At 50.0% G+C, this 14500-nt stretch carries 16 protein-coding genes and 1 pseudogene; 5 read left to right on the top strand and 12 right to left on the bottom strand.

The genetic code is table 11. From position 1 onward, the window contains the following. Positions 1-48: 48 nt before the first annotated feature. Positions 49-834: a cytochrome c oxidase assembly protein gene (locus tag ACFOGI_RS11100; RefSeq protein ID WP_390272394.1), complete on the top strand. Its 786-nt coding sequence runs from the start codon at positions 49-51 to the stop codon at positions 832-834. 30 nt (positions 835-864) lie between these two features. Here ACFOGI_RS11100 and ACFOGI_RS11095 read toward each other — a convergent pair. Beyond that, a pseudogene (locus tag ACFOGI_RS11095) lies at positions 865-1479 on the bottom strand (DMT family transporter); the annotation flags it as partial. A 125-nt stretch (positions 1480-1604) separates the two neighbouring features. On the opposite strand from ACFOGI_RS11095, the gene ACFOGI_RS11090 reads away from it, so the two are divergent. Beyond that, positions 1605-1985, top strand: a complete 381-nt coding sequence (locus ACFOGI_RS11090; RefSeq protein WP_390272392.1) for a VOC family protein — start codon at positions 1605-1607, stop codon at positions 1983-1985. A 105-nt stretch (positions 1986-2090) separates the two neighbouring features. Here ACFOGI_RS11090 and ACFOGI_RS11085 read toward each other — a convergent pair whose 3' ends face one another. From ACFOGI_RS11085 to ACFOGI_RS11065, 5 genes are all read right to left on the bottom strand, one after another. Beyond that, entirely contained in the window at positions 2091-3296 is a 1206-nt protein-coding gene (locus ACFOGI_RS11085) for a sialidase (protein ID WP_390272389.1), read from the bottom strand. Between the two features lie 270 nt (positions 3297-3566). Next, on the bottom strand, positions 3567-3734 hold the full coding sequence (locus ACFOGI_RS11080; protein ID WP_390272387.1) for a hypothetical protein: 168 nt from the start codon (positions 3732-3734) through the stop codon (positions 3567-3569). A gap of 200 nt (positions 3735-3934) precedes the next feature. Continuing rightward, complete coding sequence (locus ACFOGI_RS11075; RefSeq protein WP_390272385.1) at positions 3935-4615, bottom strand: Na-translocating system protein MpsC family protein; 681 nt, start codon at positions 4613-4615, stop codon at positions 3935-3937. A 184-nt stretch (positions 4616-4799) separates the two neighbouring features. Next, complete coding sequence (locus ACFOGI_RS11070) at positions 4800-5645, bottom strand: NERD domain-containing protein (RefSeq protein ID WP_390272383.1); 846 nt, start codon at positions 5643-5645, stop codon at positions 4800-4802. Then, positions 5638-6108 (bottom strand): hypothetical protein, encoded by a 471-nt coding sequence (locus ACFOGI_RS11065; RefSeq protein WP_390272381.1) that lies wholly within the window; start codon positions 6106-6108, stop codon positions 5638-5640. The genes ACFOGI_RS11070 and ACFOGI_RS11065 overlap by 8 nt, the downstream gene beginning before the upstream one ends. A 411-nt stretch (positions 6109-6519) precedes the next feature. On the opposite strand from ACFOGI_RS11065, the gene ACFOGI_RS11060 reads away from it, so the two are divergent. Further along, complete coding sequence (locus ACFOGI_RS11060; protein WP_390272379.1) at positions 6520-7530, top strand: YecA family protein; 1011 nt, start codon at positions 6520-6522, stop codon at positions 7528-7530. Positions 7531-7581: 51 nt separating this feature from the next. Here the strand turns inward: ACFOGI_RS11060 and ACFOGI_RS11055 are convergent, their stop codons facing one another. Then, on the bottom strand, positions 7582-8139 hold the full coding sequence (locus ACFOGI_RS11055; protein ID WP_390272376.1) for a hypothetical protein: 558 nt from the start codon (positions 8137-8139) through the stop codon (positions 7582-7584). 310 nt (positions 8140-8449) lie between these two features. Between ACFOGI_RS11055 and ACFOGI_RS11050 the strand changes: the two genes are divergently transcribed. Continuing rightward, positions 8450-8638 (top strand): hypothetical protein, encoded by a 189-nt coding sequence (locus ACFOGI_RS11050; protein ID WP_390272374.1) that lies wholly within the window; start codon positions 8450-8452, stop codon positions 8636-8638. A 48-nt stretch (positions 8639-8686) separates the two neighbouring features. On the opposite strand, the gene ACFOGI_RS11045 is transcribed toward ACFOGI_RS11050, so the two are convergent. The 5 genes from ACFOGI_RS11045 to ACFOGI_RS11025 all read right to left on the bottom strand — a co-directional run bounded on the left by ACFOGI_RS11045 (position 8687) and on the right by ACFOGI_RS11025 (position 13136). Continuing rightward, on the bottom strand, positions 8687-9148 hold the full coding sequence (locus ACFOGI_RS11045) for a hypothetical protein (RefSeq protein ID WP_390272371.1): 462 nt from the start codon (positions 9146-9148) through the stop codon (positions 8687-8689). 101 nt (positions 9149-9249) lie between these two features. After that, positions 9250-9438, bottom strand: coding sequence for a hypothetical protein (locus ACFOGI_RS11040; protein WP_390272369.1), 189 nt, complete (start codon positions 9436-9438; stop codon positions 9250-9252). Between the two features lie 61 nt (positions 9439-9499). Continuing rightward, positions 9500-10777 carry a nickel-dependent lactate racemase gene (gene larA / locus ACFOGI_RS11035; protein ID WP_390272367.1) on the bottom strand — a complete coding sequence of 426 codons (1278 nt, stop codon included), beginning with the start codon at positions 10775-10777 and terminating at the stop codon, positions 9500-9502. A gap of 81 nt (positions 10778-10858) precedes the next feature. Continuing rightward, the gene (locus ACFOGI_RS11030) at positions 10859-11986 is read right to left on the bottom strand and encodes a 2-keto-3-deoxygluconate permease (RefSeq protein WP_390272364.1); all 1128 of its coding nucleotides are present in this window, start codon (positions 11984-11986) and stop codon (positions 10859-10861) included. Continuing rightward, positions 11964-13136, bottom strand: a complete 1173-nt coding sequence (locus ACFOGI_RS11025; RefSeq protein ID WP_390272362.1) for a glycerate kinase — start codon at positions 13134-13136, stop codon at positions 11964-11966. Before ACFOGI_RS11025 ends, ACFOGI_RS11030 begins: the two co-directional genes overlap by 23 nt. Before the next feature lie 145 nt (positions 13137-13281). Here ACFOGI_RS11025 and ACFOGI_RS11020 point away from each other — a divergent pair, with 145 nt between their 5' ends. Beyond that, positions 13282-14367, top strand: coding sequence for a CdaR family transcriptional regulator (locus ACFOGI_RS11020; protein ID WP_390272359.1), 1086 nt, complete (start codon positions 13282-13284; stop codon positions 14365-14367). Positions 14368-14500: the final 133 nt, after the last annotated feature.

Below are 14500 nucleotides of genomic sequence, written 5' to 3'. Positions count from 1 at the left end.
TCCACCTGTTTCGCGAGAGCACTTTCATCATGAATAAAGGAGGATGTCATGCCGTTTGCTTTCTTTCTTCCAGAGTTGCTGGTATGGAATGTCCCTCTGTTCCTCTGTCTTGCAGTCATCGCCATCATTTATTGCTATTTCTACAGGAAAACCCCTGCTGCCAAGCGTACGGACAAAAAACCGCTCCTTTTCCTAGCATCCCTTTGTTTGTTGTTTTTATTAACAGGCAGTCCATTAGCCAGTCTCAGCCACCTCTCTTTCAGTTTGCACATGATCCAGATGAGCCTGCTCTTTTTCATCGTGCCGCCCCTGTTGTTGGCCGGAATTCCTGTTCACTTTTTCAAAAAAATCAAGTCCATGCCGTTGCTGAAAAAGTTCACCTTTCCGTCCAAGCTGGCATTACTGCTGTTCGCCCTGTTCTTCCTCTTATATCACCTCCCCCCTGTCCTATCGGCAATCACCCAGCACACCGCTCTGCAGCATGGATATACCTTGCTTCTATTATTGCTCGCATGCAGCATGTGGTGGCCGATCATCTCGCCCGACCCATCACAGCGTCTAAGCAAGGAGCCGCTGAGAAGATACCTCTGGATGAGCGTTTCGGTCCTCATGCCAGCATGCCTGCTGTTCATCTTATTGGCGATCATCGACGGTACATCGAATCCCTATCTTTCTCAAATGACCGCAGCCCTTTGCCTTCCTGAACAGGCTGGTACCTTGAGCCTGCTTCCCCCGCCATTCAATACGCGCTGGGATCAAATCACCGCAGGCACTCTGATGCTGATTCTTCATAAAGCAGCCATCATGCTTTCCCTCCGACTGGGGAATGCATGATGGCTGCACTGGATGAAAGCACGAACTTTCTCAGTCAGACTGCTTCACACTAAGTATGGACACCGTCACCAAGATAAGTACCATTCCAAAAAGTTGGATGATGGTCAAATGATCTCCCATCAGCAGAACGCCGAATAATGAAGCTGTCACCGGCTCGACCATGGCGACCATCGAAGCAGTGGCGGGAGTCGTCCGTCGAATACCAATCACGTATAATATAAATGAAATTCCAGCACCCACCCCCCCTAACAGAAGAAACCACCCGATGTCGTTCGACGTCATGACGCTAACTGCTTCTTCCCTGTCTACCACCAGAAAAAGGATCAGACAAAATGAAAAAAAGGCGATGGTTAGCGTAGTCTGCGGCTTTCCGATCGAAGAGGCATTTTTAAACCCGAAGATGAACAATGCATAGGAAAGACCCGCAGCAAGACCTGCCGAAGCTCCTAGTAAACTTACGGAAATCGAATCAGGGCTGTAGGCGCCTGTAAGCAGGACAATCCCTATCAGCACACTGGAAATGCATCCCCATTTCAACCATGTCGAACGTTCCATTCGCAATAGAAAGGAGATTAGAAGGACAAACACGGGAGCGGTGTACATTAATGTGGCGGCGACAGCAATACTGGCGGCTTGGATACAAAGAAGGAGAATGGCCATTACTTATAGAAGTAAAGAGGCAGAATAGGTAAGAGTCAAAGAATCATCTGCTTTTTATGTCTCCCAATGTTTTTCGAACGTTGATGATAAAAGAAAGAGGTATCAATAAAATGACAAAAAAGCCACCTATAAAAAACCAGATGAATGGCGTGTTTGTCCATGTTACAAATTTAAAAGAATCAGCAAAATGGTACACTGACTTATTAGGCCTGGATATTGACTTGGACCAAGTGACTTCACCTGTCTTCAACATCCCCATAACAGGGACAACTTCCCTGACGTTGGATGACCACACCTTTGCTCCTGCGTTCACACACAGTCCAAGTGCCAATCCCATTTTTAATTTATATGCTCCAACCATTGAAGAAGCATATGAATATATTAAAGACAAAGGGATAGATATTGTGAGAGAAATAGAATGGGCAGGAGATACCGCTTGGTTTAATATCAAAGACCCTGACGGAAATGTGGTGATGATCTGTAATTGCTGATCAGTTGATCATATGCTGTGAAAAACTACATGCATTTGATTTTTTGGCCCTCTTCTAGATATGAAAAAAAGGATTTGAGATCACACTCAAACCCTCTCTATCACTTTACTGTCCTTGCCATAAATGGATAAGGTCCTGGTTATTTCCTCTCGCAAACACATCGGTACGGTTTGGCCCCCAAGAGACAGCGGCAGGTGCCGAGGTCAAGCTGCCACCGATGTTCTGCCATCCTCCCCAGCGGCTGCCGTTCCATTCTCTTCGGTACAGCCGGTTTCCTGTACCTCTTGCAAAGACTTCTAAGCGGTTCGGACGTCTGGAGGATACCGCAGGGGCACTTGTTAAGGTTCCGCCCAGGTTTTCCCAATTACTCCACGTCCTCCCATTCCACCATCGATGGATGAGGTTGTTATTCTGTCCCCTGGCAAACACATCGATTCGATTCGGCCCCCAAGAAACAGCGGCTGGTTCTGAGGTCAATGTACCACCAAGATCTTCCCACTCTTCCCAGCGTGAGCCATTCCATGTCCGTTTATAAAGTCGGTTCCCAGCGCCTCTTGCAAAAACGTCAATCTGGTTGTTTCTGCGAGAAGAGGCTGCCGGACCACTCGTCAGCACTCCGCCAAGGCTTTCCCAACCACTCCAACTGTTGCCGTCCCACCATCTATGATAAAGTGCATTGTCTGTTCCACGAACAAACACATCGATCCGGTTCGGTCCCCAAGAAACGGCTGCTGGAGGGGACGTCAACACTCCACCAAGACTTTCCCAGCCACTCCAACTGCTGCCATTCCACCAAATATGATAAAGTGCATCGTCCGTACCACGAGCGAATACATCGAGTCGGTTATTTTGCCAAGAGGAAACGGCAGGAGCTGATGTCAATACTCCTCCTAAGCTTTCCCAGCCTTGCCATCCACCACCGGGGCCGGGAGTATCTTCCTGGAGCATCTCCAAAACAATTTCAATGACACGAGTCAGTACGCGGTCCATAAGATTTCTTGGTACATTGAGTTGCGTGAACAACAAGGCAAACCATGGTACCTGTCTTTGGAATTGCTGATAGATCTGCGCGGCCGATTGATTCGTATTCGCTTGGTTAAGCGTGTAATTCACGATGAAGAAAAATGCGTATTCGATCAATTGCCTGTTCATTCCAGCTTGCTGTAGCTGGGAATATAAATTGCTATGTTCTGTACGAAGTCGCTGCATAATTTGCTGGGCATTCGCTTGCTGACGCATATCTTGAGACGGCCCATATGGATAAACAGGCAAAGGGGTTGGGACTGGATAATAATACGGGTAGTTATACATCATGATACCTCCACTTTTTCTCTAACATATGCACAGAAAAAGGAATGTGATCATGATCCTTTTATGTTCAGCAAGCACAGCAAAAATAGAGAAGCTGATCATTTGCTGGCCGCTTCTCTCCATCCATTGTTCCTATTCTTTTTTCAACCGATTCTAATAAGGTTCCAGTGAGTGGCTATGTTCACCTTTTGACGCCTTCTCGTCCCATCCCAGGCATGCCGGGCAGCAGTTGTGCTGCCTGATTAACACCTATCTTCCCTGCTTGGGAAATTATGCTTGCACAATAACCCATTCATAGTTTTTGGGCAGGTTTTTTCCATCTTCAACCTGCTTCAGGAACTGTTCGGCTTCTTCCAGTGTTTCAAATAAAATCACGTTTCCTTCGGAGGCCAAATAGATCTCTGCTTGGCTGCCTCCCTTGGCAATGATTTTATACATTCAATCACCTCTCTCGTATTCCAAATGCCCTAAAAGCACGCGGAAGGGTCGACTCCCGTTGTGTACTCGGGATCTCCCGCTCTATTAGTCTTAGTGCTTTATGCCCAGGCAATAAAAAAAGCCGAAAAGGGGTGTCATCTATCCCTTTTCGGCTTATATCCCGGCACTATTGTCCGGTTATTCCCGCCAATTCTCTATTTTTATTTCAGGATGAATATCATATATCCTGTATCATTATCGAAATTCCAATCTACGAATACATCCTCGATTTTCTGACCGAGCTCTGTTTCCAATAAATCTATATTCAGCAGCCTTTTCTCCAGCCTGCGTTTAGCCAGGCGGAGCTCTTCCTCGAATCCATTCTCGATCAGCTCACGCTCGATCATCACGAGAATATCCTCGCGTCTGGTGAATAATGTCCGTGTATTCAGCATGAACGACTTCAGGTTATGTGGCGGCTTTTGTGCCTCCCTGGTAATTCGATCGATCTCCTGATGGACCGTTGCGCGGGCCGGATAATCATAATCCACCTGGTTTACAGGAGTTTCCATATCCATCTCTGCAAAAATCACCCCACTGTGATTCGGGAGCGCCCAGTCATAATAGATATGATCGATTCTTTCACCCGTTTCGGACGACAAGATTGTATTGATTTCTGGAAGGAGTTTTTCCATCAGTACATCCCGGGTATCCTGCACTTTTATATCATTGTCCTTATCCAGCAGCACCTTTTCCATTGGGGCCATGAAATTGCGCAGATAAATCGTGATGAAAGGCTTGGCCACCGTAACAAATACGGCTTCCGGCCCCTTCCCGAAATGATCTCGCAACAGTTTTCCCACAGAACTGGCGATGACAGATTCCACTGTCCTATTGGTCATTTTATAACATCCTTCATTTATGGAGAATTGTACTTTATTATTACAATTCCTTGATAGAGTATAACATCTGTTCGCTTATTTTTGAACAAAGTGCAAGGAATAAACGAAGAAAACCCTTCGACAATATTTGAAAAGGCCGCTCGAATGCCCATTCTCGGCCCCTTTATGGGATTAAAAATCCTCATTACGAAGCCTTTTTTGTATACCTGCATTTCGGGAAATTGCTGCAGCCGTCGAATGCGCCGTGTTTGCCTTTGCGGCGTGTCAGGCTCCCGCCGCATTTCGGACACAGATTCTGCTTGAGCCTGTCTTTCTCTGTCCGTGCCTTCTCTTTCTGCCTGGCCTTCAGCTCTGCGACGTGCTGCTTCCGGACCTTCCGCTTTTCCTTCTTATCTTGGATGACCAGACCATCAAGCATGTGGTTGATTTCCTGCAAATCGGAATCATTGATCATCCTCGCTTCCCCTTGTTCTCGTATTATTTTTACCAATTCAGGAAACTGTATAACCCTTGCGGCTACAAATTCTTGCTTGAATTTCAAGGTCGAACTTCGCGAAAAGGCGATAATGGAATGGAACCATTTTCCCTCTTTTCCGAGAAAATCTCTTAACGCCTGAATATGCCCAGCATTCTGGCGAATCGGATTATACAGCCGCTCCTTCCGCTGATAAATCACCTGTGTCCAGTACTGCTGCTTTTCCCCGCCAAAAATCCAGCCATCATAGTGTTTCGTCTCAATCACGAAAATTCCGTATGGAGACGTCACCACATGATCCACCTGGGTCATTCCCTTATCTCCATTCGGTACATAGAGATCATCAAACACGGTATATTCCTCACCCAGCTTGTTCAACAGGCGGTTCACATACCGCTCGCCCGCCGCCCCCTTCAGTTCGGGGTATTTCCACTTGAGTATGGCTACACCGATCAACAGTATTGCGACCGTGACATATGGAGACCATAGGAAAAGCAACGGAATGACAGCCAGACTTCCAGAAAGCAGCAGCAACCCATTGATGAACCTATCCATTCTGTTCTTCCCCCACACGAGCGCCTCGAATTTCTGTTTCCTCCAACTCTTTCAACTGCTGGATGAAGCCATCCAAATTACGTTTTGGCATGACGAATCCGCCCTCCCGGACCGCCTGCACAGCCTTGACCGTCTCCTCTGCCACATGCTCATCCCGGCAGATCAGTCCGTTAGCCTTGATGGTCAAATGATCGAGGAATTCATCCTCCCCAAGCGGCGCAGTCAGCAAAATGACAGCCATCCCGGATTTTCGTTCCTTGAGCTCCGTAATCAATGCCTGCACTTCCAGAGGCGAAGTTTCCTCCGTATTCCACACCACAACATCCGGCTTCCGCTCCAGCAGTTGCTCCAAAGCATCCACCGTATATTCCAAGGCCTCCAGCACCCCGACATCCCTCTGCTCTTCCAACCTGTCCATCACATTCGTCAGCACCGGCACCTTGCTCAAATAGATCACTTGCATCGCCTCATAACCGCCTATCTGTTTATAATTTTTATAAAAAAATAAGTCCGCACCCCGTTTGGATGCGAACTTATCGTACTACAGTATTGAACAAAATGTAAGTAGCTTATGGAAAAAAATACCATATATTCATTCGACAAAACTCGCCCTAGCTCGGGCGACAGCATCCACCGCTCAGGCCACAGCTCCTCTCACTCAGGCCACAGCTCCTCTCACTCGTGCCGCAGTTCCCGCCACTCGGGCGCCAGCACCTCCCACTCGGGCCTCACCACCGCTCACTCGAGCCCCAGCACCCTCCACTCAGGCCGCAACAATCCCCTCCTCATCCCCCTCAAAAAAGGCAACACTTGAGAAATCTCCTGTTTTGCCGCATAATTAATAGGCAACTACATATGCAAGGGGTGCCTGATTATGAGCAAGATTGAGAGAAATAAGCCCTGCCCATGCGGGAGCGGAAAGAAACATAAGAAATGCTGCGGATCCCCTCAGGCGGAAAAGGCGGACAGGCTGCAGAAGCTGGATGCTGAATTGAATCGATTCCACGAGGATCTTCTATCTTTTTCCACGAATAAGCACCAGAAGGCTATCCAACACCAGATAGATCACTATAAACAGGTTGATATGGATGAAGGGACGGCAGATCTCTATGACGCCGGGCTTGTTCAGTGGGTCATCCTTCATGCTCCTCTACTGAAAAACTACCAAACTATCTACCAGGAATTCTACCAACGCCATGCAGCATCTGTTTCGCCGGCAGCCAAGGACAAGCTGGCCGTTTGGCCGGAGACAGCGCCATCCGTCTACGAGGTGGTCGAGGCGAATCAGCAGGACGGCTCGATGACGACCATACGGGATATCCATAGCGAGAAGACGTATCAGACGCCGATCAGCCCGGATGATTATGTCGAAGGGACACTGCTCATTGGTACACTTGTGTCATTCGGAACCTATGACTATTTCCTTCACACCATCATCAAACTGTATCGTCCCGACCGCGATAAGCTGAAACAGCTCCTGACCGATTATTCCGAGAAGACAGGCGGACTGCTTGATCACTTCCCAGACTTCCTCGCTGAGGCACTTGTCGTCGGTGTGAATCGCTTCGAATGGTCGAAGCCGAATCATGAGGAAGTGGCCCAGCAGTTCACAGACCAGATGGTCGATAAGGACATGGATGATGAACTCATCCTTGAAGGCATCAGCCTCTGGCACGAGTATTGCCGCCAGGAAAATCCGACCTTGAAAAAGCTCGAATCCTATGCGGCCGCCATGGACTACCTCGTGCAGAAAAAATTCCTCAAACAGCCCGCTTCCCAGAAGCAGATCGCCGAGGAATATCATGTCTCACTCAGTTCGGTTTCTACGAACTACCGCAAATTGAACAGCGTATTGTCTGAAGAGGCAGTGCCTGCAGGCAGCTAACCAGAAGCTCAGAATCCTTGATTCTGAGCTTTTTTCGTGTATGGACACAGCTCACCGGCCTGCATCTATTCCCTGGAACACAAAGTCACCCGTTTCAGCAGCTGGCAACGTGGTGTAGTGGATGGCATAGCCTTTCTCCACTTCTATCTCCACCACATTCTCCGCAGATGCTGCTCGTTCATTGGATGACACAATGCTTTCCCTTGATTCTTCCTCTTTGCTGACAATCACTTTCTCTATTTCCTCATCAAGCACTTCCGCAGCAAAGATCACCTCATACATACCGCTTTCCATTTCCGTTGCAGACCAAGTGACCCGCAAATCTCCATTAGCTGCTTGCACGTCCATTGGCGTAATATCGGCCGCGCGGTACAGCAATCCAGCATGTTTCTCGATCAGCTTCACATAATCCCGAGGCTCCGAATCCCATATGATCAGCTTTTTAGTGCCAAATTCCTTCTCGGCGACCACTTCCCCCGATTGATTAGGAAAGGTATCCCATATGGCCGCATGCTCCGTCCAGTAATATCCGCCGAATGCCGATGGGCCGAAATATCCCACAATCAGGATAACGATCAGGCCCCATCCATAACGTTTCTTCATTTTCATCTGCCTCTCCCCCTGTAGCAATTTTACTGGCCAGTTTAACATGTCATCTATTTGTAATAGAAAATTGCTAGAAAACATGATTGTCGTGGAAACTCTTCCTCCATCGCCCCCCATCCGATAAAGCATCAGCTTCCTGTGAAGAGCGAACCGCCGTGCCTGGCCAAGTGTAACGTTCCCTTGAAATTCCATCAAAATAGCGGACAAAGCAACCCCCCCTGTCACCCATAACTGGCCGATTGTAATATTTACACAATTCCTTATAATTGTTACAATTATATTACATAGACAAGGAAAAGGGGAATGGGGAGAGATGCGGAAACTGCGAGGATTCCTGGTAGTTCTACTATTTGCGCTTGCCGTCACACTGGTTTTCGTTTTCACCGACGGCTCGAAAGCGGATGAAAAGATAGAAGAAGAACCAACAGAGCAAAAAGGCGGCAGCATAGAAGTCGAAGTGATCAGCCCGCAGGAGGGTGATTCAGATAGAGAAGAGCAGTAGAAAAAGACGAAGCCCGCATTCCAGCATGCGCTTCGTCTTTTTTACGTACTATATCGTCATGGCGTTTTCCACTTCCACAAAGATTTTATCCGGGAAAGCACGGTGCCGGATGGTCCGTGGAAGCTTGCCTTGGCTTCCCTTCACATGCATCGATCCGCCGCGCGGAACTTCCACGATGATTGACTGGCCGTTGATATCAGCAAGATCGATCAGCGGCGAAAACTCTTCCTCACTCAGACAACACACCGTTTCATCCCCGCAGACCAGGCATATAAATACCCTCGCCGAGGAGTTGAGGTCATTTTGAATGGACTGCAATTCACTCGGGTGGAACCGGAAATTCCACGGGGAAGCGTTCTTCGTCAAATACTTCACAAACAAACGTGTATCATGATTGATCAAATAATGGCCATATAATTCATCCACTTTATTCAACGCCTTGAACGAATCATGTTCCGTGATCTGTGTCAGCACTGCGCCATGATATAAATCCTGGGTGGTTATTTTCATGCAATCTCCTCCGTGCGTCACATACCTTTATGTATGGCAAAAACAGCCTCTACCATATTATCAGGAATCGCTCCTGAATGGTAGAGGCTGTTTCGTTCGTTCTATATCATCAAAAGTTGCGAAACCAAGATATAGATCAAGCCTGCCGCCATGGCGACATGGCCGATACAGATCTTCGGCAGCCATCTCTGTTTTGATGCTTCCTGCTTCTCATTTGCCGTAACACAAGTGTTGCAGATTCCTAGATGTTTCCGTTGTTTCAAGACATTCACTCCCAGAATGGTCCACATGATCCATCCCTCATTTTATCCTGCCCATCCAGGTAAAGCAACACTACTGTCCCACGGCCAGTCACCCGACACCGACACTTTCCTCGACAAATGGAATGGTCAGCGGTCCGAGCGGCATGACTGCAACCCGTAGATTCTCGCCGTATTTCTTCTTCAATTCTTCTATCGTCTGCTCGATATCATCGCTCGGCTTGAGCATGGTATTGCGCACCTGCTCCTCGCTCAGCTTGGAATACACATAGACATCGGCCCAGACCTGGATGACTGCCTGCTTCTGTACCTGCCACTGGTCGAACATCTTGAATTCCGGGTTATTGATCAGGTCGAGCAACTCTTGTGGTGTGTCGGCCATTTCGAAAATCTTGGCATAGTTGCCATGGTCCGGCAGGCCGTCCGAACATTCAGAGGCGACAATGATCGAGCCGCCTTCTTTCACGATTTTATGGGCGGCGCTCATCCCTTTGACCGCCTGGTACAGATTCTGATCGAGCGGATAGCCAGAGTTGGAGGTGATCACGACATCAAAACGCTCGTCACAGCGGAACATCGCATGATCCCGGACAAACTCGCATCCCTTGTCATGTGCTTCATACAGCTCGCCGGCGAATACATTGGTGATCTCCTTTTCCCGGTTGAGACAGACATTCAGCATGAAATCCGGTTTGCACATGCCGTTGATCTCGCGCGTCATATCCTGGACCGGATTATCGACCATGTTTCCCCATGTGGAGAGCGGATCACCGATCATGCGGGCATTATGGAAGGTCATGATCGTCTCAATCCCGGCAATCCCCGGCATGATCCCCTTTGGCCCGCCGGAAAAACCTGCGAAGAAATGCGGCTCGATGAAGCCGGTGACAATGCGGAAATCGGATTCCACATAATCCTTGTTCAAATAGACATCACAGCCGAAGCTACTTTGCCCCAAGTTCACCAATGTTTCTTTGTCATGGCAGTGGTTGTTGATGATGCGCACATTGTCGACCACCCAGGATCCGAGCATCTGGACAAACTCCTCCCGCGTCTGGTCCCGGTGGGTGCCGGTTCCATTGATGATCACAAAATTCTCGAGCGGCACATGGTCCAGCTCTTCGATCAACAGCGGCACCATGATATGGTTCGGTGTCGGCCTGGTGATATCACTGATCACGATCGATACGGTGTCCGTCGACTTCACCGATTCCTTCAACGGCTTGGCACCGATCGGATTCCTGAGCGCTTCCCGGATGGCCTCCATTTCGTCCGCCATCTTCGGCAGGTTTTTCGGCTCGATGACAAGCGTATCGTCCGGCAAGTTCAGGGATAGATTTTCTTTTCCATATAATAATTCTGTTTGCATGATTCAACCTCCGCTCTCGTTGTATATAGGATAAAGACAAGGACGCCTACCCCTCTGCTAAGAGAAGGGTAAGCGGATCCATCAATTGGCTGCTGCTTCTTTTCGCTGTTCCACCGGCACTTCCTCTGTTTCGACTTCATCCTTGGTGGCATCGATTCCCCGCTTGCGTTGATAGCGGTCGACCAGGATGACGCCGACTGGACAAAGCAATGCCGTCGTAATCGTCGATATCGAAATTTGCGCGGTAGCGATCGGCACTATCGCCTGGATTGCTTCATATTCCGCCGCCGTCATTGCCCCGGAACTGGCGGCAGTCGCTGCTGCTGCGGCTACGGCTGCTGGTGTCGCAGCGGCATTACCAGCTGTAGATGCCTCGGCAATCGGTGCGATGACACTTTTCTCCCGGAACAGTTTGAAGGCCAGAATACCAGTAATCCCGGTCAGGAAGAAGGTCAACGCCGCAAGCGTCAGCCCGCCTGCCAGCACGTCCGGATTGAAGAAGTTTGCCAGGTTCATCCCGGCACCCAAGGAAAAGGCGAAAAATGGAATCGTGATTGCTTCTCCCGGCTTCAGGAATTCACGGATTTTCGGATCAAGGTTTCCTAAAAGCATACCGATGCCGATCGGCAGCAATACCGCTATGAACGAAATTGCTGGGAAAGCGGTTCCTAAAATCCCCAAAGCAAGCAATGTCAAGAACGGGCCGTCATTGATGGCCAGGATCGACAGGCCGCCGACATCTGAACGGTTGCCATACTGTCCGGTGAGCGCTGCAAACATGCCGCTGTTACTGTTGGTCATCCCAGCGATGATCGCCAAGGTAGACAGGCCGAACAACCCGCTCATCGGGTCGAAGAAATAACCGAACGCCATCCCGACAGCGAGTCCTGTCAGGTATTTCGATGTCGTGATCAATGCACCTTTTTTCAGTGCCTTGCCCCCTACCTTCAAATTCATCTGGCTGCCCACACAGAATAGGAATAAGGCAATCAGTACAAGTGCACTGTCTTTGAACAGTTCCTGCGAGAATCCTCCGATTCGGAGAAACTCATAATACCCCTCTTCGGTCTGGGGTGCTCCCAAAAACTCCAAACCTTTCATGACCGCCGGAATATGCATCTGGTCGACCGTGTTCAACGTCGCCCCCAATAGGAGCGGAATGACCATCAGTCCGCCCGGCACTTTCTCAATCGTATCTTTGATCCGCATAGGAAGGACCCCCTTGTTTGATATGATGGATATGTGTCCGTATCACCTGTTCCGTACAAAACTCCAATAGTTCAGCAGACCTCGCCATGATCTCTTCCAGTGGCAGCGGCTCCTTGACGAGGCTGTGGATGCTCAGCACCCCGTATTCATACAAGGCCTCCACCCCATCGCCGATTGAACCCGCGATGATGATGGTCGGTACTTCCTGCTCAAAGGCCGCCTGCGCTACCCCGAGCGGCGTCTTTCCTGAGGAAGTCTGATGATCGACCTTTCCTTCACCTGTGATCACCAAGTCGGCACCCGGCAGATGATTCCGCAGTCCGCTATATTCCAGCACCACATCGATTCCACGCTTCATCTCCCCCGGGAAAAAGGCTTGGAATGCCCCGCCGATTCCGCCAGCTGCTCCAGCTCCGGCCTGATCATGCAGCCGGACACCGAGCGTCTTCTCCACCACATCTGCCCAGTGGGTGAGACTTTTGTCCAGCAGGACGACATCGTCTGGCGTTGCACCTTTTTGCGGTCCGAAAATATGGGATGCTCCCTCCGGACCGACCAGCGGATTCTGCACATCCGACGCAATCAGGAAGCTGCTGTTCTCGATGCGTTTGTCAAACTGGCTCAAGTCGATTTCCGCTATTTTGCCCAGTTCACCACCGCCAAAGCCGATCTCCTGCTTCTGCTCATCCAGGAGTCTTGCTCCCAATGCCTGCAGCATTCCCGCACCGGCATCGTTCGTCGCAGACCCGCCGATCGCCAGGATGAATGAGTCATAGCCAGCATCGAGTGCATGCTTGATCAGCTGGCCGGTGCCATAGGTAGTCGCCTGAAGGGGTGAAAGCTCTCCCTCAGGAATCAACGCAAGCCCGGACGCCGTGGCCATTTCAATCACACAGGTCCTGCCGTCCCCGAGCACACCGTATTCCGCTTCCACATCATTGCCGAGCGGCCCGGTGACGAGCACCTTGCGCACTTCTCCGCTGGTCGCGGTCACGAGCGTTTCCATCGTCCCTTCACCACCGTCTGCTACCGGCAAGCATACTGCCTCAGCATCCGGTATGGCTTTCCGGATTCCCTTCCGGATTGCGTCCGCTGCTTCCACTGCAGTCAAGCTGCCTTTGAATGAGTCCGGTGCAATCACGATCTTCATCCAACCCCTCCTCCGTAAACGTTTTCATTTTAGCGATGTGTCAATTATATGAAAGTTGACGAAATTTGGCTATGGTTATACCATATAAAATTATCAGGCGATATGATTCCATATTTAGTCACGTTAAACAAAGGAGCTGGAGAACATGCTGACGAGGAAGATTGCACGGGCGATTGTGAGGGAAACATCGAAGCGGATTCACCGCAATATCAATATCATGGATGTCGACGGCAGGATCATTGCCACCAGGGACAATTCCCGGATCGACAGCCTGCATGAAGGGGCCCTGCATGTGCTCGACAGCGGCGAGCCGCTCCTGATCCATCCAGGTGACAGTGCGGACTGGGAAGGCGCACAGCCTGGGATCAACCTGCCCATCCTCTTCAAAGAAAACATCATCGGGGTCATCGGCATCACCGGCGACCCTGCTGAAATGGAGGACATCGGGGCATTGGTCAAAATGACGACCGAGCTGATGATCAAGCAGGAAGATATCGCCTCCCAAATGGAATGGAAGCAGCGCACCACAGAAATGGTGATCGAGCAGCTGCTCAGCAAACAACCTTCCTACAGTGATATCGAACGCGGCCTCAGCCGCCTGGATTTCCAGCTCACCGCTCCCTTCATGAGCATCCTGATTGAGGTCTCCGACTGGGCCGTCACCAACCGGACCCTGATCGAACGCCTGGAAACAGCTGTCGGCACCGACACATGCCTGGCCGGCTTCATCAGCGTCCATCGCCTGTTCATCGGGATCACCGACATGGACAAAGTTACGGCCGGAACCTTTATCACGCCCATCCAGGAAACCCTCCACGACCTGGGCATCCCATTCCGCCTGTCCTACAGCCTGCCATTCACCAACATCGAAGGTTTCCATCAATCCTATCTCGACTGTGATCTTGCATTAAGGTTGAGCAGTCCGGAAAAGGAAATCATTCCATTTACACAAATGGAAGTAAAAGCCCTGATCCATCAGCTCGACAAGAAAATGGCCAGCCGATTTTCCAGGCGTGTCCTCCCCCACCTCAGCGAATCCGCCGCCCGGACACTCGACATGTTCTTCCGCCACAACCTCAACCTCCAGAAAACGGCGGATGCATTATATGTACACCGCAACACCTTAATCTACCGCATCCATAAAATCGCCGAAGAAACCGGCCATGATCCAAGAAACTTCGAAGACGCCCTTATTTTGCAAGTGGCTCTGTGGATCAGGGAGAGGGGGTAATGGTGGATGCTGCGAGGGGCATGCTGGGGCCCGAGTGGGCGGCGGCGCGGCCTGAGTGAGCGGGTGTGACCTGACCCCCATAAGTTAGAGTAAAAATAATTTATGGGGGTTAGGTTTATGGAAAAATACAGTG

The sequence above is a fragment of the Virgibacillus xinjiangensis genome (assembly GCF_042643145.1).
In the GTDB taxonomy this organism is placed as follows: Bacteria; Bacillota; Bacilli; order Bacillales; family Amphibacillaceae; genus Virgibacillus_O; species Virgibacillus_O xinjiangensis.
Note: the sequence above shows the minus strand (reverse complement) of the source record. Positions and strands in the feature narration are given on the sequence as shown.

Excerpts from the sequence above, each read along its gene's own strand:
- ACFOGI_RS11045 (WP_390272371.1), bottom strand. The coding sequence starts at position 9,148 with ATGAAAATAACCACCCAGGATTTATATCATGGCGCAGTGCTGACACAG.
- ACFOGI_RS11040 (WP_390272369.1), bottom strand. The coding sequence starts at position 9,438 with ATGTGGACCATTCTGGGAGTGAATGTCTTGAAACAACGGAAACATCTA.
- ACFOGI_RS11030 (WP_390272364.1), bottom strand. The coding sequence starts at position 11,986 with ATGCGGATCAAAGATACGATTGAGAAAGTGCCGGGCGGACTGATGGTC.
- ACFOGI_RS11020 (WP_390272359.1), top strand. The coding sequence starts at position 13,282 with ATGCTGACGAGGAAGATTGCACGGGCGATTGTGAGGGAAACATCGAAG.
- ACFOGI_RS11100 (WP_390272394.1), top strand. The coding sequence starts at position 49 with ATGCCGTTTGCTTTCTTTCTTCCAGAGTTGCTGGTATGGAATGTCCCT.
- ACFOGI_RS11075 (WP_390272385.1), bottom strand. The coding sequence starts at position 4,615 with ATGACCAATAGGACAGTGGAATCTGTCATCGCCAGTTCTGTGGGAAAA.
- ACFOGI_RS11025 (WP_390272362.1), bottom strand. The coding sequence starts at position 13,136 with ATGAAGATCGTGATTGCACCGGACTCATTCAAAGGCAGCTTGACTGCA.
- ACFOGI_RS11060 (WP_390272379.1), top strand. The coding sequence starts at position 6,520 with ATGAGCAAGATTGAGAGAAATAAGCCCTGCCCATGCGGGAGCGGAAAG.
- ACFOGI_RS11080 (WP_390272387.1), bottom strand. The coding sequence starts at position 3,734 with ATGTATAAAATCATTGCCAAGGGAGGCAGCCAAGCAGAGATCTATTTG.
- ACFOGI_RS11065 (WP_390272381.1), bottom strand. The coding sequence starts at position 6,108 with ATGCAAGTGATCTATTTGAGCAAGGTGCCGGTGCTGACGAATGTGATG.
- ACFOGI_RS11090 (WP_390272392.1), top strand. The coding sequence starts at position 1,605 with ATGACAAAAAAGCCACCTATAAAAAACCAGATGAATGGCGTGTTTGTC.
- ACFOGI_RS11085 (WP_390272389.1), bottom strand. The coding sequence starts at position 3,296 with ATGTATAACTACCCGTATTATTATCCAGTCCCAACCCCTTTGCCTGTT.
- ACFOGI_RS11070 (WP_390272383.1), bottom strand. The coding sequence starts at position 5,645 with ATGGATAGGTTCATCAATGGGTTGCTGCTGCTTTCTGGAAGTCTGGCT.
- ACFOGI_RS11050 (WP_390272374.1), top strand. The coding sequence starts at position 8,450 with ATGCGGAAACTGCGAGGATTCCTGGTAGTTCTACTATTTGCGCTTGCC.
- larA (WP_390272367.1), bottom strand. The coding sequence starts at position 10,777 with ATGCAAACAGAATTATTATATGGAAAAGAAAATCTATCCCTGAACTTG.
- ACFOGI_RS11055 (WP_390272376.1), bottom strand. The coding sequence starts at position 8,139 with ATGAAAATGAAGAAACGTTATGGATGGGGCCTGATCGTTATCCTGATT.